Below are 17,813 nucleotides of genomic sequence, written 5' to 3'. Positions count from 1 at the left end.
ATCCCGGTTCCTCACTTTTTCGCGCTCATGGTTGACGATGAACTATTGTGGGACGTAACCATAGACGTCGTTCTCGGCGTCGTGGCCATCTCCGCCGGACAGGTCCTCGGCGGTATCGCCGCGAGCGCCTTCGGCTTCCTCGGAATAATTCTGTATGCTCTCTTCGCGCTCCTCTCGCTCGTTATCGGCGTCTACCTCGTCGTCCGCGGTGCCGGAAAACTCGTCGAGGAAATCGTCCGTCGCGAAGTCACACACCGGGCCTAATTCCAGTCCTCCGGCCAGACACCGGCCGCCCGCATCCCTTCTTCGTACTCCTGTTCGCGGAGGTTTTCCACGAGGTCCTCGGGTTCCGGTCGTGGAATATCCTCACGGACGGCCACCTCTCGGACCAAGAGCGCCGCCAACATGGCGTGTTCGCGGAGGTTTCGGTCGTCCACCTTGTCCCGCGTGTCCGCGTGGGTGTGACCCCAACCTCGGCCGCGTTCGCCGGGCGCACTGTTGTCCGGTTCGCTGTGCAGTTGCAGCGCCGGAACGCCCGCCTTCAGGAACGGCCAGTGGTCGCTGAACGGGTGGACCCCTTCCTGAAGCAGGATGGGCTGATTCGACTCCTCGGAGACGGCTTCGACGACCGAACGCATCGTCTCCGAACCGTGGAGGTACGCGCGCATGTCGCGGAACCGCCCCGCCCCGTCGATGTTCACGACCGCCTTGACTCGGTCCGTGTCGAGCGACTCGACCAACGCTTCGGCACCCAACAGGCCGATCTCCTCACAGCCGACGCCCACGACCCGGACGCGGGTGTCGAGGTCCACCTTCGAAAGCAGGTGAGCCAGCGCGACCACCACGGTGATCCCACACCCGTTGTCGAGGGCACCTTCCGCGATGTCGTGTGCGTCCAAGTGCGCGACGACGACCACTTCCTCGTCCGTCTCCGGGCCGAGTTCCGCGACGGCGTTGTGGCTCGTTCCCGGTTCCGTTTGTGCGTCCACGATTAATCGCGCCGTCGCGTCCTTCTCCGCGTATTCGGTCAACCACGCGCCGGACTCCTTGCTGACGCCGACGGCCGGGAGCGCGGCCTCGTCGCCGAACGTGAGCGAACCGGTCGGCGGAAGCTGTCCCGGCACGTGGTTGTGGAAGATGAATCCCTCCGCACCCGCGGCCGCGGCGTAGCCGAACTTCTCCATCCGGTGGATGAACCGACTGCCCTCCGGGGTCGTCGTGCTGGCGATGGCTATCTTCCCGGCCACGTCTTTTTCGTCAATCTCGTCCGGCATGCCGTGGCCGACGTCCACCAATTCCCCCCGGACATCCCCCGCAATCGAATACGGGAGCGCGATGGTCTCGAACGACCGTTCGACGGGGTCGGTCCGCGCGAGTTCCGCCGACCCGCGACTCCAACAGTTCATGTCGAACGGTTCGAGGTGGGCGTTCCGCGCCCCTGCCCGTTCGAACCCCTCCACCACCAACTCCGCCGCCCGTCGCTCACCGGGATGCCCACCCATCCTGTTTTCGAGTTCGGTCAGCTTCGTCAAAAACGTCCACGGATAGTCGTCCTGCCACATCTCGCCGAGCGCGCCGCATATCTCCTCGGACATACAGGCCATCCGTCGTCATCGGTTAAAAACCTCTTTTTGGCGGAACTCCTGCCGCCGGAATATCAACGTTTACGGATGGGGTAGTTCTACGTATGGTATGAGTTCTGTTCCCGAACGGAGCGATATCGACGCCCAATACAAGTGGGATTTGGAGAGTATCTACGCGACAGACGAGGAGTGGGAGGCGGCGTACGAGGACGTGGAGGAACGCCTCGGCGAGTTGGAGAAGTACGAGGGACAGGTGACGGACGACGGCGAAACCCTGCTTACCGTGCTTCAACTCTCGGACGAACTCGGGCGCGAGGTATCTATGGTCGCCTCCTACGCTCGAATGCGGAGCGACGAGGACACGTCCGACCAGGAGTATCAGGCGCTCGCCACGCGTGCCCAGTCCCTCGCGTCGCGCGCCGGGAGCGCGACGAGTTTCATCGAACCCGAAATCCAGTCACTGGACCGCGACGAACTCGACCGGATGATAGACGAGACGGACGGGTTAGAGACGTACGAACACGCCTTGGACGACGTGATTCGGATGAAAGAACACACCCGTTCGGCCGAAATCGAGAACCTCCTCGCGGAGTTCGGCGAGGTCACGGGCGCGCCGAACGACATCTACAGCATGCTCTCGAACGCCGACATGACGTTCCCGACGGTCGAAGACCCCGACGGGGAGTCGGTGGAAATCACCCAGAGCAACTTCGTCAACCTCCTCAAGAACCCCGACCGCGAGTTCCGACGGACGGTGTACGAGGGTTACTTCGACGAGTGGAGCGACGTCCGAAACGCCGTCGGCGCGGCCTACAAGAACAGCGTCAAAGCCGACGTGAAATACGCTCGCGCCCGGAACTACGACACCGCACGCGAGGCGGCGCTCGACGGGCCGAACGTCCCCGTCGAAGTGTACGACAACCTCCTCGACACCGTTCGGGACAACCTCGACAAACTCCACCGACACGCGGAACTCAAGCGTCGGAGCCTCGGCGTGGACGAACTGCGGATGTGGGACGTCTACATGCCGATGACCGACACCGAAAGCCCGGACCTCGACTACGACCAAGCGGTCGAGTACGTCGTGGATGCGGTGGGTGCGCTCGGCGAGGATTATCAGTCGCGCGTCGCGGAGGGAATCGAGTCCCGATGGATAGACGTGTACGAATCGCAGGACAAGCGGAGCGGTGCCTACAGCGGCGGCACCTACGACACCCAGCCGTTCATCCTGATGAACTATCAGGACGACATCGCGTCGATGTACACGCTGGCACACGAACTCGGCCACTCGCTGCATTCGAAGTTGACGAGCGAGACCCAACCGTACGCCTACAGCGGGTACGAGATATTCGTCGCCGAAGTGGCGAGTACCGTCAACGAGGCGCTGTTGACCCACCATCTGCTCGAAACCGTCGAGGACCCCGACTTCCGCCGTCACGTTCTCAACGAGTACCTCGAACGGTTCCGCTCGACCCTGTACCGGCAGACGCTGTTCGCAGACTTCGAGTATCGCGCCCACCAAATCGCGGAGAACAACGAGGCGCTCACCCCCGACAGGTTGGACGGGATTTACGGCGACCTGAAACGCGAGTTCTACGACCCCGCCGCCCTCGACGAGCGAATAGAGCGCGAGTGGATGCGTATCCCGCACTTCTACCGCGCCTTCTACGTCTACCAGTACAGCACGGGAATCAGCGCCGCCGTCGCACTGGCCGACAAGATTCTGAAGGAGGGCGAACCCGCCGCCGAGCGGTACCTCGACTTCCTCAGCAACGGGTCGCGTGAGTATCCCCTCGAACTCCTCCGCGGTGCGGGCGTCGATATGGGTTCGCCGGAACCGATTCAGCGCGCGCTCGACGTGTACGGGGAGCAGTTGGACGAGATGGAAGCGCTGCTCTGAGAAGGACGGTTCCGCACGTTTCGCGTCATCTCTGTTCCGTATTCCCCGTGAAACCCCGAGAGTGGGCGTCGATATTCGACCGATACCAACCTTCCGAATCCACCCGCGACCCAAAGGCACTTTTAATGTGGCGCCATACGCTTGAACAAGAAATGTCACGCAGTCCATCCGTCCCAGACAGACCAACGCTCGAATTGGACCCGGAGATGTCCGACGAAGAGCGCCTGTCGGCGCTCCAAGAGCATTTCACGGATATCACGAAGGTCAACGAGAAACTCAGTGAGCGCGTCGATGCGGCGGCCGACCGGCGGGAGGACCTCGCGGGGGAGGTCGACAAACTCCAGCGCGAGAACGAGATGCTGAAGACGACCTCCCTGTACGTCGCAACCGTCGAGGACGTGACCGAGGACGGCGTCATCATCAAACAGCACGGGAACAATCAGGAGGTGCTGACCGACATGGCGGTCCAACTCCGCGAAGACATCGAGGCGGGTGACCGCGTCGCGGTCAACGATTCGTTCACCATCCAGCGGTTGTTGGACACCGAAAAGGACGCGCGGGCACAGGCGATGGAAGTCGATGCGTCCCCGTCCGTCACCTACGGGGACATCGGCGGCATCGACGACCAGATTCGGGAGGTCCGCGAAGCGGTCGAGGAACCCCTCATCAACCCCAAGCAGTTCGAGGAGGCCGGTATCGAACCGCCGAGCGGCGTCCTCCTCTACGGCCCGCCCGGAACCGGGAAGACGATGCTGGCGAAAGCCGTCGCCAACGAAACGGACGCCACGTTCATCAAGATGGCCGGGTCCGAACTCGTCCAGAAGTTCATCGGCGAGGGTGCGAAACTCGTCCGCGACCTGTTCTCCCTCGCGGCCGAGCGTGAACCCGCCGTCATCTTCATCGACGAAATCGACGCCGTGGCGTCGAAACGCACCGACTCGAAGACGTCGGGCGACGCCGAAGTGCAGCGGACGATGATGCAACTGCTCTCGGAGATGGACGGCTTCGAGGACCGTGGCAACATCCGCATCATCGCGGCGACCAACCGCTTCGACATGCTGGACAGCGCCATCCTCCGCCCGGGTCGCTTCGACCGCCTCATCGAAGTCCCGAATCCGACGGCGGAGGGTCGCCGTCGCATCCTCGAAATTCACACGGGCGGCATGAATCTCGACGACGACGTGGATTTCGAACGGCTCTCCGAGGCGACGGAGGGCTTCAGCGGTGCGGAAATCGAGAGCCTGACGACGGAATCCGGCATGTTCGCCATCCGTGACGGACGGACCGAAGTGACCATGAACGACTTCGAGGGCGCGCTCGAAACGATGGAAGCGGGTGACCAGTCGACGGTACCGAACCTGCGGTACGCGTACTAAAGCCCAGCTTTTACGACGGTCGAAGGGAAGGGCCAGCGCGATTCGCGCTGGCCCTTCCTGTCTCCCTGTAAAAGCTGGACCAAAAGCTCTCCTCTTTCATTTTGACGAACGACTCGCCGAGCGAGTCGTTCGTCTCCATTCAATCGTCGGCCCGGAAAATCGGAGATTTTCCGGAGAGAATGCTGGCTTCCGCGGTTGTGTCATCGGCGGTTTCTGATGGTTGAGTCGGTTGCCGATTTCCGTTGTTCGTGTCGATTGCTATTTTCTAGCGGTTGTGTCCATTCGAGAAACGACGACGTTTGTCGACGATTCCCTCTCGGCGGGAAATCGACCTGCCATCCGAGAACTATCTTCCCACGTCGAAGGAGGTGTCTTTTTTACGTCCGCCGATGCGGGGTTTCGTATGCGAGTTGACCTCGGCAACGCTCTCGACACAGTTGCCTCGCCCGGCGTTTCACGTGACGCACTCTCCCGGTTGGACGAACGCGTCGCCGACGCCCACGAGCGAATCGAAACCGGACGCGCGAACGACGAACACGGCTACGCGTCGCTGAACCTCCCGCAAACGACCGACGCGGACGAAATTCGAACCGCAGTCGAACCGTTCGCCGACGCGGAAACGGTGCTCACCGTCGGCATCGGCGGCAGCGCGCTCGGCGCGGCGACGCTGGCGAACGGACTCGACTCCGACGTGGACGCCTACTTCCTCGACAACGTGGACCCCGAACACGTCGCGTCGCTCCTCGACAACCTTTCGCTCTCCGACACGGCGGTCAACGTCGTCTCACGCTCGGGAACGACGGCCGAGACGCTGGCGAACTTCCTCGTCGTCCGCGACGCGATGGAGGACGCGAACGTGGATTGGACGGAACGCACCTTCGTCACGACGGGCGAGGAGGGGAATCTCAGAAACCTCGCCGACCGTCACGACTTGCCCGCACTCGACGTCCCCGACGGCGTTCCGGGGCGATTCTCGGTGCTCTCGACCGTCGGACTCGCCTGTGCCGCGATTCAGGGCCACGACATCGACGCCGTTCTCGACGGTGCGCAGGCCGAGGCCGACCGGCTTTCGGGGTCGCTGTTCGAGTCGCCGGCCTACGCCTATGGTGCGGCGGCCTACGCACTGGACGAACGCGGCGCGGGAATCAACGCGATGATGCCCTACGCGGAATCGCTCGAAACCTTCGCGGAGTGGTTCGCGCAGTTGTGGGCCGAAAGCCTCGGCAAGGACGGATTGGGTCAGACGCCGGTGCGGGCGCTCGGCGCGACGGACCAGCACTCACAACTCCAACTGTACCGCGCCGGTCCCAGCGACAAGATGGTGACGTTCGTTCGACCGACCGAGCGAGAGGACCGCTCGATTCCCGAAACCGACCTCCCCGGCCTCGAATACCTCGGCGGTGGCAGTCTCGGGGAACTCCTCTCGGCCGAGTTCGAGGCGACAGAAGCGAGTCTCGCGGCGTCGGGCCAACCCAACGTCCGCCTCGAAATCGACCGTGTCGACGAGTACGGACTCGGCGAACTCTGTTATTGTCTGGAAGCGGCGTGCGTTCTCGCGGGCCAACTCTACAGCGTCGAGACGTTCGACCAACCGGCGGTCGAGTGGGGGAAGCGCGCCGCTCGCGGCCTTCTCGGCGGCGGCGACTTCGAGGAAGCCGACGAAGTTGCAGAAAAGTCCACGCTTACGGTAGAATAACCGCCGTTCACAAAGCATATACCGACCGACGAACTTCGCTCGTATGTCCATTGCGCCGGACCCCGAACGGCGCATTTTCAGTATGAACAGGCGACATTTGATTCGTATGGTTGTTGTGGCAGCCGTTCTCCTCTCAGCCGTTGCTGGCGTGACGTCCGCGCGGATATCTCACAGGACCGATGCGATACGTTCTACTCCGTTCAACCACGAGGAGACCACCGCGAACAACAGTTCGGTGTCGATTTCTCACGAGGAGACCCCCCTCGTTCTCGAAGCCGCGGGCGACCAGTCGATTACGGGGAACACTACGCTCGACCCGGGAACGAACCTCGAAGTGCAGATTCACGCCACGAATCAGTTCTTCATGTCCCAATCGGTGGCGGTTTCCTCCGACGGCACGTTCGCCGCGGTGTTCAACTTCTCCGATTTCGAACCCGGTACGAAGTTCGGCGCCGTCGTTGGACTACCGCGAAACAATTCGACGGACCTCGACACCTTGGCCACTATCGATGGCGTCCTCCAAAACCGGTCGAAAACGTCGGTGAACGATACCGTGACGACGACCGAAACGATAACGTCCACGACCACGACCGAAACTACGTCGATGACGTCGGAGACGTCGGAGACGAACGCTTCGGAAGCGGTCGGAACCACCACTCGAACCCTCAGCACGGACCTCGAAAAGGCGGCGGACGAACGAACCGAGAGTGAGGGGCAACCGGGATTCGGCGTCCTCCTCGCGCTCGTCGGGCTTTCGGGTTTCGGCTTGCTGCGTCGAACCGACTGATCGGTCGGAGAACATTTACCGTCGTGGACGCATCGTTCCGACATGGAAGACGGTACCGCGACAGGCGTCGGCGAGTCTTCGAACCCGACATCGCTCGGGGAGATGGTGCGTGCAGTACTTCAAAGCGGTGCGCTCGGATTTTCGGGGCTGCTCGCCATCTCCGTCTGGGCGTCGATTCTTCTCGTTCTCGCCGGTGGTCGGGTCGGGACCATGGTTCAATCCGGTCTCAGTATCGTTTCGTTGGGCCTCGGAACGGGGACCGTCGCCGTCCTCTTCCTCGCCGGGCGGGGATTGGGTCGCTCCTATCTCGATTTCAAAATCCCGACTCGGCGTGACCTCGGCTACACTGCCGCGGGAATCGTCGCAATCTTCCTCGTGATGTTCCTGTTGTCGTTCCTGCTGACTCAACTCGGCGTCCAGACGGCGAGTCACAGCGTCGAGCAACAGGCGAAAAACGGCAACCCGGCCATCCTCTTGCTTTTCGTCCCCCTCTCGTGGCTCGTCATCGGCCCGTGCGAGGAGTTGCTGTATCGAAACATCATCCAGAAGTCGCTGTACGACTCCTTCTCGGATTACGGTGCCGTCGTCGTCGCGAGCATCGTGTTCGCGCTCGCCCACGTCCTCGCTTACGCGACAGGTTCGACGCCCCTCGAACTGGCGGGGACGCTCCTCGTCATTTTCTTCCTCTCGCTCGTCCTCGGAACGGTGTATCTGAAAACGGGGAACCTCACGGCGTCGGCGCTCGTCCACGGGACGTTCGACGCCATCCTGTTCGCAGTGATGTATCTCCAGTTCGCTGGCTGAGTTCGGTCGAACGTGGACTGCGTCGTCTCGTCCAGTCAGTTGGGATTCTTCCGCGAGAGCGGACTGCCACAGATGGGACACCGGTCCTTGTTCTCGTCGAACTCCCGACCGCAACCCGAACACTGGAACGACCAGTCGCGTTGTTCCTCGATACCGTCCTGTGCGATGACCTCGACGGTCACGTCCAATCGGTCGGCGACGTTCTGCATCGCGTAATCGTCGGTGACGAGGGTTCCATCGAGTTCGAACGCGGACGCGACGAGTCGGATGTCGGTATCCGAGAGCACGTCCAAATCGCCCGTGTGGTCCGCCGCCCGCTGCACCTTCTCGACGGCGTCGTCGCGGGGGATGTGAATGTGCATTCCCGAACCCTCCATGGCGTCGAATCGGAAGGCGTGTTCGCCTTCGAGTTCCTCCTGAACCATCGGAATCGACGCTGTCTGTTGGGTGGTGTGATACTCGTTGATGAAGGCTGAGGAGTCTAAAACGTACATTTACCGCTGAACGACGATGTAGTCTTTAACCGCTTGCACTCGGTTTACGGGTAGTTCGAAATGACCGTCTTCGTTGATGTCGAGGTCGACGGTGTCTGTATCGAGCTGTTCGTCGGGTTCGACGACGAGGCTCGACAGCCCCCCCGTCTTCAGGTTCATCGTGATGTTGTAGAGCATTCCCAGTTCCGTACCGTCAGAACCCATGACGGCCTTTCCCGAGAGATTTTCCGCGAGTATGCTCGGCATACGAGGTGATTACCGACCGCTACTACATAAACTCCACGGGGAGTAGCCGTCCGCTTCGACGGAATGTCCGGCGAATCGGCGGACGGCCGGACGAGCGTGGCGATGGAGTTAAATGCCGTGCGGGGCTGTTCTGTGATAAGAACTTCTCCCGGGTGGTAGGTATGTCGGACACAGATACACACGAAACGGAAACTCGATCCCTCAGGACTCCCATCGTCGCAGTCCTCGGTCACGTCGACCACGGCAAGACCAGCCTGCTCGACAAGATTCGCGGCTCGACGGTCATCGAGGGCGAGGCGGGAGCGATTACACAACACATCGGCGCGACGGCCGTGCCGCTCGACGTGGTGTCGAAAGTCGCCGGGAAACTGGTCAACCCGGACGACTTCGACCTGCCGGGGCTGCTGTTCATCGACACCCCCGGTCACCATTCGTTTACGACCCTTCGCTCGCGAGGCGGGGCACTCGCGGACATCGCCATCCTCGTGGTGGACGTAAACGACGGCTTCCAGCCACAGACGGTGGAAGCCATCAACATCCTCAAACAGTCACAGACGCCGTTCATCGTCGCCGCGAACAAGATAGACACGACGCCGGGATGGAACCCCGAGATGGACGCTCCGGTCAAGCAGACGTACGACGCCCAAAGCGACCGGGCGCGTTCGACGCTCGACAGTAGCCTATACGAACTCATCGGCGAACTCAGCGACGCGGGCTTCTCGGCGGACCTCTACTGGCGTGTGCAGAACTTCCAGAACAACATCGGCGTCGTCCCCGTCAGCGCGGAGACGGGTGAGGGCGTCCCCGACGTACTCACGGTGTTGATGGGATTGGCCCAGCGCTACATGCGCGAGGACATGGAGATAGACGTGACTGGTCCGGGTGCCGGAACCGTCCTCGAAGTCAAAGAGGAGAAGGGATTCGGGACGACTCTCGACGTGGTGCTGTACGACGGCACCATCCGAACCGACGAGACCATCGTCGTCGGTGGGATGAACGAACCCATCGTGACGGACGTCCGCGCCCTCTTGAAACCACGACCGCTGGCCGAAATCCGAACCGAAGACCGGTTCGAGAAGGTCGATTCCATCGCGGCGGCGGCCGGGGTGAAGATAGCGGCACCGAATTTAGATGACGCGATGGCGGGTGCGCCCGTCCGCGTCGTCCGTGACCGCGAAATCGAGGACGTCATCGAGGAGGTCCAAGCGGAACTCGCGGAAGTCGAGGTCAGCACGCAGGAGGAGGGTATCGTCGTGAAGGCGGACACCCTCGGCAGCCTCGAAGCCATCGTGAGTACGCTCGAAGAGGAAGAAATCCCGGTCATGCGCGCGGAGGTAGGCGACGTGGCCCCGCGGGACATCCGCTTTGCGACGACGGCGGACGAACGGAAACACGAGACGATTCTGGCGTTCAACGTGGACGTACTCGCCGACGCCGCGGAGGAGGCGGAACAGCGTGACGTCCGACTGTTCGACAGCGACGTCATCTACCAACTCATCGAGGAGTACGAGGAGTACGTGGACGAGATGGAGCGCGCCCAGCAACAGACCGTCCTCGACAACATCACCCGCCCGGCCCGTTTCCGTATCCTCGAAGACCACGTGTTCCGACAGAACGACCCGGCGGTCGTCGGCGTCGAAGTCATGTCGGGTACGGTGCGAAACAACTCCTTCGCCGCCAAGTTCGAGGCGAACGAACCGAAGCGCGTCGGCAGCATCAAGGGGATTCAGGAGCAGGGCGAGGACGTGGACGAGGCCCGCGCGGGAAGCCGTGTCAGTGTCGCCATCGACGGTCCGACGGTCGGTCGGCAGATAGACGAGGGCGACGAGTTGTGGGTGGAACTCCCAGAGAAACACGCCAAGATTCTGGAACAGGAGCTATCGGACGACATTCCCGGCGACGAACTGGAAGCGCTTCGGATGTATCTCGACAAGCAGCGCAAACGCGACCCGTTCTGGGGCAAGTAAACCCGACGTGGACGGCACGGTACGGGAGTTACGCTTTAGTTTTTCGCGGTAATAGTTTCTTCCGGAGGGATGAATCGTGCGTGTGAGAAACCGATTCGACAGACGTATCGCCCGCTGGCCGGTTTCGTACTACGACCTCGTTTTGCTCGCCGTGCCGTCCGTGTTGCTCGTCGGGTTGGTTGCGGCGGCGACGCTCTCGATTTCATTTCACCTCGGAATAACCGTCGCAAGCATCGTATCGGCAGGCTTCATCGCCGACGCGATGTTCAATCGACCGCCGTCCAACCGACCGCCTAGCGGGCGGTCGGCGTGATTTTGTCCTCGATTGCCTGCTTGACTTGCAGGGCGGCGCTGGCCGCGAGACCCCGGGCGACTTCGTCGCGCTCTTTCGCGTCGATGAGTTCGTCGTCGTCGAGTTCGTGTTGTTCCGGTTCGAACCCGGCGCTGACGATGTGGCCGACGGGTGGTTGCACCGACACGGACGCCTGCGGACCGGTGAGGCTGTTCGTCACCTGCGAACCGATGACGTACTCCTCGGGGAGGTACTTGCGAGTCAGCGTTGCGATATCCGCAACGCTATTCCGTAGGTGGCGCCGCTGCTCGGGAGTAAGTTCATCGATATCGACGGCCGCTTGCTGTCCGGCAGGCGTCACGTCGGGGGTGCCAGCGTAGGGAGTATTTCCATTCATGCGGTCTACTGCCCTTTGATAAGGGGGAGTGCCGTATAAACCCGTCGTCCCCGGAAACTAACAAATCGGCTCGCTTTCGCCGTACACCGCGAGGACGAGGGCGGTGACGTACGTGCCGGATTCGGCGTCGGTGCTGACGATTTTCGTCTCCTCGCCCGAAAAATTCCAGTCGCGCAGGTCGCGGCCCGCGTCCAATCCCGCCCGGACGCGTTCGTCGATTTCCGTCGCGTCGGTGTCGCCGGAGGCTTCGTAGAACAGTCCCGCACCGTCGCTTTCCGTCCATCCCAATCCGGCCGAGACGTGTCCCGGTCCGGCGCGCGTCGCGCGTGCCTCTACCACTGTCAGGCGATTTCCGGCGGGTCCGAGGTCGGGTGCGGTCCCGACCGTTTCGACCGGCGTGTCGGCGGGGATGACCGACGAGACGGAGACGAGGTTGTAGTTGTGAACGTTCGCCTCCGCCAGTGCGGCGTCGTACGACGACATCCTCGTCGGTCCGCTCGCGGTTCCCCAGACGACCCGAATCGTGCTCATGTTCGGTGGTCGGTCCGTCGTGGGAAAGGGTCTGTCGATTAGCGCTCGACTTCGACCGAACTCCCGAGGTACTTCGAGACCACTTCCGACACCGAATCCGCCTTGAACGCCGCCAAATCCTCGGCGATTTCGGCCTTCAGCGCGTCGTAATACTCCTCGTTCGTCTCGAAGGCGCGATACTCGACGCTCGTCACGGGGACGCCGAGCGCCTCGCTCGTCAACTTCCGAAAGTAGCGTTCGTCGCCGATGTTCCCGCGCCAGAGGTTGTCCCGGAAGAACTTCCATCCGTCCTCTCCCGGCGGGTCGGCGCGGCGGTACAACCGCGTCTCGAACTCCTGCGGGTCGAGACTGACCCCCGAGACGTCCGGTTCGAGGCGGAACCGAACAGCGAAGACGTAGCGGGCGTCCATCAGCGCAGGTCGTCGAACCGCTCCGCCATCTCCACGTCGTCGTCCGTGATGCCGCCCTCCTCGTGACTCGTCAACCGAACCTCGACTTCCTTGTACCCGATGACCATCTCGGGATGATGGAACTCCTCTTCCGCGACTTCGCCGACCTCCGTGGCGAACGAGACGCCGTCCAGATACTCGTCGAACTCGTACGTGCGAACGATTTCGTCACCCTCGCGCTCCCAGTCGTCCGGTTTCTGCTGTTCTATCTCATCGTCCGAGAGCAAATTCGCCATATGACCCGTGACGGGAGGAATGTAAATAAAGGCACTCGCCCAGCTTTTACGACGGTCGAGCGTTCGGCGCGGGTCGAATCGACCCGCGCCGAACCGTCTCCCTGTAAAAGCTGGACCAAAAGCACGGCGTCATCCCGCTCGGGCGCGTCTTCGACGCGCCTCCGGAAGACCAGAGGTCTTCCGTGCCTTGCTCCACTTCGTTCAGCAAGACTTCGGGGATTCCTTGGCCCGGAAAATCTTCGATTTTCCGGTGTCTCACAATCGCGGCGCGATTGTGATGGCTCGAAAGACAGTCAGTCTTTCGGTGAAACGCTAGCGACTGGCGGTCGTGTTACTGGCTGATTTTTGTTGGTTGTGTCGGTTGCTGTCTCGGTGGTTGTGTCGGTTGCTGTCTCGGTGGTTGTGTCGGTTGCTGTCCCGGTGGCTGTGTCGTCTTCCGATTCGAAGAGAACCTCTGTTGGCTTTCAGCGGTCGTGAAAATCTGCTCCAGTCCTCAGTCGTCCGCCGTCGATTCGAGGTGTTCGGCGACGAACGCGGGCGGTTCGTCGCGGAACTCGGGGTCGAAGAGTTGGAGCGCGGTGTTGATGGTCGTCCAGTCGTCGTTCGCGGCGGCGTCGCGGAGGCTCTTGGTCGGCGGCGCGAGGAGTTGGGACACCAGCGCGTCGGCCAGCGATTCCACGATGGCGCGCTGTTCCTCGTCGAAGTCCTCCGATTCGAGGCGCGACAGCGCCGTTTGCAGTTCGCGCTCTTTGACCTGTTCCGCCCCGGCGTACATCCCGGCGATGACTTCGTCGGCCCGCTTTCGCTTGTACTGTTCGAGCAGGTTCTCGAACTCGCGGTCCACCATCGCCTCGACTGATTCGGCGGCGGCGCGCCGCCGCGCGCGGGTCTCGTCCGTCACCGATTCGAGCGCACCCATGTCGTGAACGACGATTCCATCGAGCGCGGAGACGGCGGGCGAGACGTCTCGCGGTTGGGCGATGTCCACTACCAACAGTTCACCGCAGTCGTCGAGGAGGGTCGCGTCGAGGACGTGCCCGTCGCTTCCGGTAGCGGTGATGACGACGTCCGCACGTGGCAGACAGGCCGGGAGCGCGTCCAAACCGACGGCGCGACTGTCGAGCAAGCTCACAGCGTCCGCGACGGTTTCCGCGCGTTCGATGGAGCGGTTGGCGACGATGAGCGTCTCGACGCCCGCGTTGGAGAACGCGTGGGCCGCGATGGTGCCCATCTCCCCGGCACCGATGACGAGCGCCGTCGCGCCGTCCAACTCCCAGTGGTCGTCCGCGAGCGTCACGGCGGCGCTGCCGACGGAGACGACGCCCTCGTTGATGGCCGTCTCGGTGCGCGCGCGCTCGCCGACGTGAATCGCCTTCGTGAGCGCCTCTTCAAGCATCGGCCCGACCGCACCGACGGTTTGAGCCGACGTGTAGGCGTCGCGTACTTGGCCGATTATCTGGTCCTCGCCGAGGACGAGCGACTCCAACCCCGCGGCGACGCGGAGGAGGTGTCGAAGGCTCTCCTCGTGGCTCATCTCGACGACCGCCGAGTCGTTCGCGTCGGGGACGAAGTCGGCGAGAACCGTCCGTCCCGTCGCCGGTGCATCCGTGACGACGTAGGCCTCGAAGCGGTTACACGTCTGTAACACGAACGCTTCCGAGACTTCCCGCTCCCCGGCGAGTCGTGCGACCGTCTCTCGCTCGTCGGTGTGGCAGGCGGCCGCCACGTCGTCGAGACTGGCTCGCTCGTGGGAGATTCGAATCCCCGAGATGACACCGGTACTCGGCGTCACAGGTCCTGCCTCCGGTGAATAGAAGATACACAGTTCATACGAAACACTCCGGACGTTCTTATGCCGTGATTGGGAAGGCGCGTACGTAAAGCCTTCTAACTTCCCTCGTGCGTGTCACCCTTCGACGCCCGTCACGTCGAAGCCGAGGTCGCGGATGTCGTCCACTATCGCGTCCTGATCGGCGTTTGCTTCGTAGTAGAACACGATGTCGAACGTCCCGTCCCGAAGCAGTTGTTGGCATTCCCAAACGAACTCCTCGTCGGTGAGCGTCAGTCCTTGGTGTTGGTTCGACGCGAAGTCCGTATCGTCGCTTCCGGAATAGACGTAGGTATCGCGCGGGTCGTGGCCCGCGTGTTCCGCGATGACGTCGCCGATATCCACCGATGCTTGGTGCATCTCGATGTCCTCGTCGCTCCCGAGGTCGGTGCGGACGATGGCTCCGTTGAGTTCGATGTCTCCCGGTTCGAGCAGTCGCTTCGTGCGCTCGTAGAGGTCGTCGTCGATGACGCTGTCCATACGTACCGATAGGCGTGGCTGCCGTTATACGACCTACGGTTATCGTCGCGGCTCGAAAATTGATGGTTTCGCGCGGCAGCGTGAACTCCCGCGAGAATCAGTTACTACTGATGCTGTTTACAGGCGCTGGACGTTTGTCGCGCGTGGTCCTTTGTCTGCCTGTTCGATGTCGAATTCGACTTCCTGCCCTTCCTCGAGGTCCGGGCCACCGACGTCTTCCATGTGGAAGAACACGTCTTCGTCTGCATCGTCAGTCTCTATAAATCCGTAGCCGCCGGTGTCGTTGAAGAAGTCAACCGTACCTTTCGCCATTGCATTCTACAAGAGTAATTCCATACTTAAAAAGGTATGCAACTCCAAATGACGGTTGTTATCAATTGACACGATTGTCGGAGGACAAGGCTGATACTCGTCGGGTGAGTTGGAAGGAACAAGACGATGTTGAGGTGGGTTCGGCGGCAACTGGAGACGGCCTACGAACGGCAGTTACGGCGAAGCGTTTCGGGTGCGCCCGCACACGTCGCGGTAATTCAGGACGGAAACCGGCGCTACGCCAGCAAACAGGGCGAGAAGGCCTCCGACGGCCACCGCGAAGGCGCGAAAACGACCGAACGCGTTCTCGACTGGTGCGACGAAATCGGTGTCGAGGAACTGACGCTGTACACTTTCTCCACCGAGAACTTCGAACGCCCCGAACACGAACGCGAATCGTTGTTCGACCTGCTCGAAAACAAACTGTACGAGTTCGCCGACGCGGAACGCGTCCACGAAAGCGGCGTTTGCATCCGCGCCATCGGGGACGTGGCACAGCTCCCGCTGCGCGTCAGGGAGGCCATCGAGTACGCGGAGAGTCGAACGAACGACCACGACAACTTCGTCCTCAACATCGCACTTGCCTACGGTGGCCGGAACGAACTCCTACGTGCGGCCCGCGACGTCGCCCGCGAAGTCGAATCGGACGAGTTGGACCCGGAGGACGTCTCCGTCGAAACCATCGAGTCGCGGCTGTACGCCCGCCCGCTCCGCGACGTGGACCTCATCATCCGAACCGGCGGCGACGAACGAACGAGCAACTTCCTCCCGTGGCACGCGAACGGCAACGAGGCCGCCGTGTTCTTCTGTACGCCGTACTGGCCCGAATTCTCAAAAATCGACTTCCTGCGCGCAGTCCGCACCTACGAATCCCGCGAACAGTCGTTTCGACAGGCAAAAGTGCAGCGCGCGCTCGCGCTCGTCCGTGCCGTCGGCGGCGTGGAGTTGGACGAAGCGCGCTCCATCCTGCAGAAGTTCGCGGAGTACGTTCCTGACGGCGCGACGGTAGAGGAGGTAGAGGGCGGCGACGAACGACAGTCGACGAAGTGATTTTTCTAAATCGAATCCAACAGCGAGTCGCTCAGTCGTGACAGCGAACCGATTCCACCCGTCTCGACGTTCCTCGTCACCGGCGTCGGACCGGACGTGACTATCGGGGTGCCACTCACTCGGAGGTGAGCGTCGTGTATCTCCGCCCCGCGGCCGTTCTCGATGGTGATTCCGTCGCGGTTGCCGAAGTAATGTTGGACGCTGATATTCGAAAACCGACATCCGTCCCGCCCGGTGAGCAGGACGGCGGTTCCGTCCGAGGCGGCACCGTAAATCGAGACGTTCTCGCAGGTGACGTCGTGGTTCGACGGGAGGTGGTCCATGCTCGGCATCGTGGACGGGTCGTATTCGGTGGTCGGAACGCGAATGCTGATGGCCGGGACGCTGCAGTTGGTCTGGACCGTCGTGTTCGCGATTCGCGCGGTCCCGAACTGCTTTTCGACGACGATGCCCCCGGAGCTGTACGTCCCGGTCAAATCCGTTATCTCGACGGTGCAGTTATCGACCACGGCGTTGGTTCCCTCCTCCAACCAGATTCCCCGCATGTTCGGCTTCGCCGCGGCGTTTCGTGGGTTATCGACCCGTGCGGTCGCGTTTTCCACCCGCGCGCCGCTCGTCCCCCCGCCGATTCGTATCTGGTCGATGCCGTTGTTCGCATACGTGCCGCCGCGGACCAACAGCGGCCCTGAATGCGGGGACGCATACAGCCCCTCGGCCCAGTGTTCGACCCGACAATCGACGAATTGCAGCGAGCCCTCGCCGCTGTGGGTGAAAATCCCGTTCCCTTTCGTGGACCCCCCTCGCATGCGAACGCGCTCTACGAGGAGCGACGCGGACCGCCTGGGAACTTCGAGTTCGAGACCGCTCCGCGGGGTCGTCCCGTGGTGCCCTTCGAACTCGATGTCCCGGAGAACGTTTTCCTTCCCCGTGACGGAGAACGCGACGACGGGAGTCGCCGTGGGGTCCGTGTAATCGAACGTGAACCCGTCGAACAGGATGTTCCGGACCGGTTCCCCGTAAATCCAGTTCCCCTGTTCTTCCGGTGGAACGAGCAGCGTGGCGTCGTTGCCGACGAACCCGCAGTTCGAACGCCCCGAAAGGTCGAGTTTCGAGAGTCGGTACGTCCCCGGCGGGAAGTAGAGCAGCGCCCCGTCGCGTATCGACTTGTTCACCGCCGAATCGACCGTTTCGGTTCCCGTGTCGTCCACGTCCAACTCACCGACGTCGATGACCTCCTCGAACCGGTCGCGATACGGACCGACGACCGACTCCTTGCTCGGGGCGGACTTCCCGCCACAGCCCGCGACCATCGTCGCCAGCGCGACACCGGTCGCTCCGAGATACGCCCGTCTCGTGGTCCCGTCGCTCGGCGTTCCCATCCCACT

General features: G+C 62.2%; 20 protein-coding genes. 9 read left to right on the top strand and 11 right to left on the bottom strand.

The window, feature by feature from the left end:
* Positions 1–27 precede the first annotated feature (27 nt).
* Positions 28–264, top strand: a complete 237-nt coding sequence (locus AC1XDK_RS03445; protein ID WP_483348368.1) for a hypothetical protein — start codon at positions 28–30, stop codon at positions 262–264.
* Here the strand turns inward: AC1XDK_RS03445 and AC1XDK_RS03440 are convergent.
* The gene (locus AC1XDK_RS03440) at positions 261–1,595 is read right to left on the bottom strand and encodes a M28 family peptidase (protein WP_483348367.1); all 1,335 of its coding nucleotides are present in this window, start codon (positions 1,593–1,595) and stop codon (positions 261–263) included. The genes AC1XDK_RS03445 and AC1XDK_RS03440 overlap by 4 nt on opposite strands.
* A gap of 97 nt (positions 1,596–1,692) precedes the next feature.
* Between AC1XDK_RS03440 and pepF the strand changes: the two genes are divergently transcribed.
* The 5 genes from pepF (at position 1,693) to AC1XDK_RS03415 (ending at position 8,146) form a co-directional block, all read left to right on the top strand.
* A complete protein-coding gene (gene pepF, locus AC1XDK_RS03435; RefSeq protein ID WP_483348366.1) occupies positions 1,693–3,483 on the top strand; it encodes an oligoendopeptidase F in 1,791 nt (596 codons plus the stop codon).
* A 152-nt stretch (positions 3,484–3,635) separates the two neighbouring features.
* Positions 3,636–4,859 (top strand): proteasome-activating nucleotidase Pan2, encoded by a 1,224-nt coding sequence (gene pan2, locus AC1XDK_RS03430; protein WP_483348365.1) that lies wholly within the window; start codon positions 3,636–3,638, stop codon positions 4,857–4,859.
* A 403-nt stretch (positions 4,860–5,262) separates the two neighbouring features.
* A complete protein-coding gene (locus tag AC1XDK_RS03425) occupies positions 5,263–6,555 on the top strand; it encodes a glucose-6-phosphate isomerase (RefSeq protein WP_483348364.1) in 1,293 nt (430 codons plus the stop codon).
* Positions 6,556–6,661: 106 nt separating this feature from the next.
* The gene (locus AC1XDK_RS03420; RefSeq protein ID WP_483348363.1) at positions 6,662–7,342 is read left to right on the top strand and encodes a BGTF surface domain-containing protein; all 681 of its coding nucleotides are present in this window, start codon (positions 6,662–6,664) and stop codon (positions 7,340–7,342) included.
* 42 nt (positions 7,343–7,384) lie between these two features.
* Positions 7,385–8,146 (top strand): CPBP family intramembrane glutamic endopeptidase, encoded by a 762-nt coding sequence (locus AC1XDK_RS03415; protein WP_483348362.1) that lies wholly within the window; start codon positions 7,385–7,387, stop codon positions 8,144–8,146.
* Between the two features lie 35 nt (positions 8,147–8,181).
* Here AC1XDK_RS03415 and AC1XDK_RS03410 read toward each other — a convergent pair whose 3' ends face one another.
* Both AC1XDK_RS03410 and AC1XDK_RS03405 read right to left on the bottom strand, forming a co-directional pair.
* Positions 8,182–8,640, bottom strand: coding sequence for an NOB1 family endonuclease (locus tag AC1XDK_RS03410; RefSeq protein WP_483348361.1), 459 nt, complete (start codon positions 8,638–8,640; stop codon positions 8,182–8,184).
* Entirely contained in the window at positions 8,641–8,886 is a 246-nt protein-coding gene (locus tag AC1XDK_RS03405) for a PRC-barrel domain-containing protein (protein ID WP_483348360.1), read from the bottom strand.
* A 161-nt stretch (positions 8,887–9,047) separates the two neighbouring features.
* On the opposite strand from AC1XDK_RS03405, the gene infB reads away from it, so the two are divergent.
* Positions 9,048–10,853, top strand: coding sequence for a translation initiation factor IF-2 (gene infB, locus AC1XDK_RS03400; protein WP_483348359.1), 1,806 nt, complete (start codon positions 9,048–9,050; stop codon positions 10,851–10,853).
* Between the two features lie 82 nt (positions 10,854–10,935).
* The gene (locus AC1XDK_RS03395) at positions 10,936–11,166 is read left to right on the top strand and encodes a DUF8015 family protein (protein ID WP_483348358.1); all 231 of its coding nucleotides are present in this window, start codon (positions 10,936–10,938) and stop codon (positions 11,164–11,166) included.
* Here AC1XDK_RS03395 and AC1XDK_RS03390 read toward each other — a convergent pair.
* The 7 genes from AC1XDK_RS03390 to AC1XDK_RS03360 form a co-directional block, all read right to left on the bottom strand.
* On the bottom strand, positions 11,147–11,542 hold the full coding sequence (locus AC1XDK_RS03390) for a DUF5811 family protein (RefSeq protein ID WP_483348357.1): 396 nt from the start codon (positions 11,540–11,542) through the stop codon (positions 11,147–11,149). The two genes, AC1XDK_RS03395 and AC1XDK_RS03390, sit on opposite strands and share 20 nt — an antisense overlap.
* 57 nt (positions 11,543–11,599) lie before the next feature.
* Positions 11,600–12,073 (bottom strand): pyruvoyl-dependent arginine decarboxylase, encoded by a 474-nt coding sequence (locus AC1XDK_RS03385; RefSeq protein ID WP_483348356.1) that lies wholly within the window; start codon positions 12,071–12,073, stop codon positions 11,600–11,602.
* Between the two features lie 38 nt (positions 12,074–12,111).
* Entirely contained in the window at positions 12,112–12,483 is a 372-nt protein-coding gene (gene lwrS, locus AC1XDK_RS03380) for an LWR-salt protein (protein WP_483348355.1), read from the bottom strand.
* A complete protein-coding gene (locus AC1XDK_RS03375) occupies positions 12,483–12,758 on the bottom strand; it encodes a 4a-hydroxytetrahydrobiopterin dehydratase (protein WP_483348354.1) in 276 nt (91 codons plus the stop codon). The genes lwrS and AC1XDK_RS03375 overlap by 1 nt, the downstream gene beginning before the upstream one ends.
* Before the next feature lie 493 nt (positions 12,759–13,251).
* Complete coding sequence (gene hemA, locus AC1XDK_RS03370; RefSeq protein WP_483348353.1) at positions 13,252–14,550, bottom strand: glutamyl-tRNA reductase; 1,299 nt, start codon at positions 14,548–14,550, stop codon at positions 13,252–13,254.
* A gap of 114 nt (positions 14,551–14,664) precedes the next feature.
* Entirely contained in the window at positions 14,665–15,066 is a 402-nt protein-coding gene (locus tag AC1XDK_RS03365; RefSeq protein ID WP_483348352.1) for a DUF5778 family protein, read from the bottom strand.
* A gap of 117 nt (positions 15,067–15,183) precedes the next feature.
* Positions 15,184–15,378, bottom strand: a complete 195-nt coding sequence (locus AC1XDK_RS03360; protein WP_231185499.1) for a cold-shock protein — start codon at positions 15,376–15,378, stop codon at positions 15,184–15,186.
* A gap of 126 nt (positions 15,379–15,504) precedes the next feature.
* On the opposite strand from AC1XDK_RS03360, the gene uppS reads away from it, so the two are divergent.
* Positions 15,505–16,428, top strand: a complete 924-nt coding sequence (uppS, locus tag AC1XDK_RS03355) for a polyprenyl diphosphate synthase (protein ID WP_483348351.1) — start codon at positions 15,505–15,507, stop codon at positions 16,426–16,428.
* Between the two features lie 5 nt (positions 16,429–16,433).
* Here the strand turns inward: uppS and AC1XDK_RS03350 are convergent, their stop codons facing one another.
* Entirely contained in the window at positions 16,434–17,807 is a 1,374-nt protein-coding gene (locus AC1XDK_RS03350) for a hypothetical protein (RefSeq protein WP_483348350.1), read from the bottom strand.
* Between the last annotated feature and the right edge of the window lie 6 nt (positions 17,808–17,813).

It is taken from the genome of Haladaptatus sp. HS23, from assembly GCF_056892285.1.
This window is presented reverse-complemented; position numbering and strand designations above follow the sequence as displayed.

Coding starts and splice junctions, on each gene's coding strand:
- uppS (WP_483348351.1), top strand. CDS start 15,505: ATGTTGAGGTGGGTTCGGCGGCAACTGGAGACGGCCTACGAACGGCAG.
- AC1XDK_RS03425 (WP_483348364.1), top strand. CDS start 5,263: ATGCGAGTTGACCTCGGCAACGCTCTCGACACAGTTGCCTCGCCCGGC.
- AC1XDK_RS03365 (WP_483348352.1), bottom strand. CDS start 15,066: ATGGACAGCGTCATCGACGACGACCTCTACGAGCGCACGAAGCGACTG.
- pepF (WP_483348366.1), top strand. CDS start 1,693: ATGAGTTCTGTTCCCGAACGGAGCGATATCGACGCCCAATACAAGTGG.
- AC1XDK_RS03375 (WP_483348354.1), bottom strand. CDS start 12,758: ATGGCGAATTTGCTCTCGGACGATGAGATAGAACAGCAGAAACCGGAC.
- AC1XDK_RS03360 (WP_231185499.1), bottom strand. CDS start 15,378: ATGGCGAAAGGTACGGTTGACTTCTTCAACGACACCGGCGGCTACGGA.
- AC1XDK_RS03420 (WP_483348363.1), top strand. CDS start 6,662: ATGGTTGTTGTGGCAGCCGTTCTCCTCTCAGCCGTTGCTGGCGTGACG.
- AC1XDK_RS03385 (WP_483348356.1), bottom strand. CDS start 12,073: ATGAGCACGATTCGGGTCGTCTGGGGAACCGCGAGCGGACCGACGAGG.
- AC1XDK_RS03445 (WP_483348368.1), top strand. CDS start 28: ATGGTTGACGATGAACTATTGTGGGACGTAACCATAGACGTCGTTCTC.
- lwrS (WP_483348355.1), bottom strand. CDS start 12,483: ATGGACGCCCGCTACGTCTTCGCTGTTCGGTTCCGCCTCGAACCGGAC.
- pan2 (WP_483348365.1), top strand. CDS start 3,636: ATGTCACGCAGTCCATCCGTCCCAGACAGACCAACGCTCGAATTGGAC.
- AC1XDK_RS03415 (WP_483348362.1), top strand. CDS start 7,385: ATGGAAGACGGTACCGCGACAGGCGTCGGCGAGTCTTCGAACCCGACA.
- AC1XDK_RS03410 (WP_483348361.1), bottom strand. CDS start 8,640: ATGTACGTTTTAGACTCCTCAGCCTTCATCAACGAGTATCACACCACC.
- AC1XDK_RS03390 (WP_483348357.1), bottom strand. CDS start 11,542: ATGAATGGAAATACTCCCTACGCTGGCACCCCCGACGTGACGCCTGCC.
- AC1XDK_RS03405 (WP_483348360.1), bottom strand. CDS start 8,886: ATGCCGAGCATACTCGCGGAAAATCTCTCGGGAAAGGCCGTCATGGGT.
- infB (WP_483348359.1), top strand. CDS start 9,048: ATGTCGGACACAGATACACACGAAACGGAAACTCGATCCCTCAGGACT.
- AC1XDK_RS03440 (WP_483348367.1), bottom strand. CDS start 1,595: ATGTCCGAGGAGATATGCGGCGCGCTCGGCGAGATGTGGCAGGACGAC.
- AC1XDK_RS03350 (WP_483348350.1), bottom strand. CDS start 17,807: ATGGGAACGCCGAGCGACGGGACCACGAGACGGGCGTATCTCGGAGCG.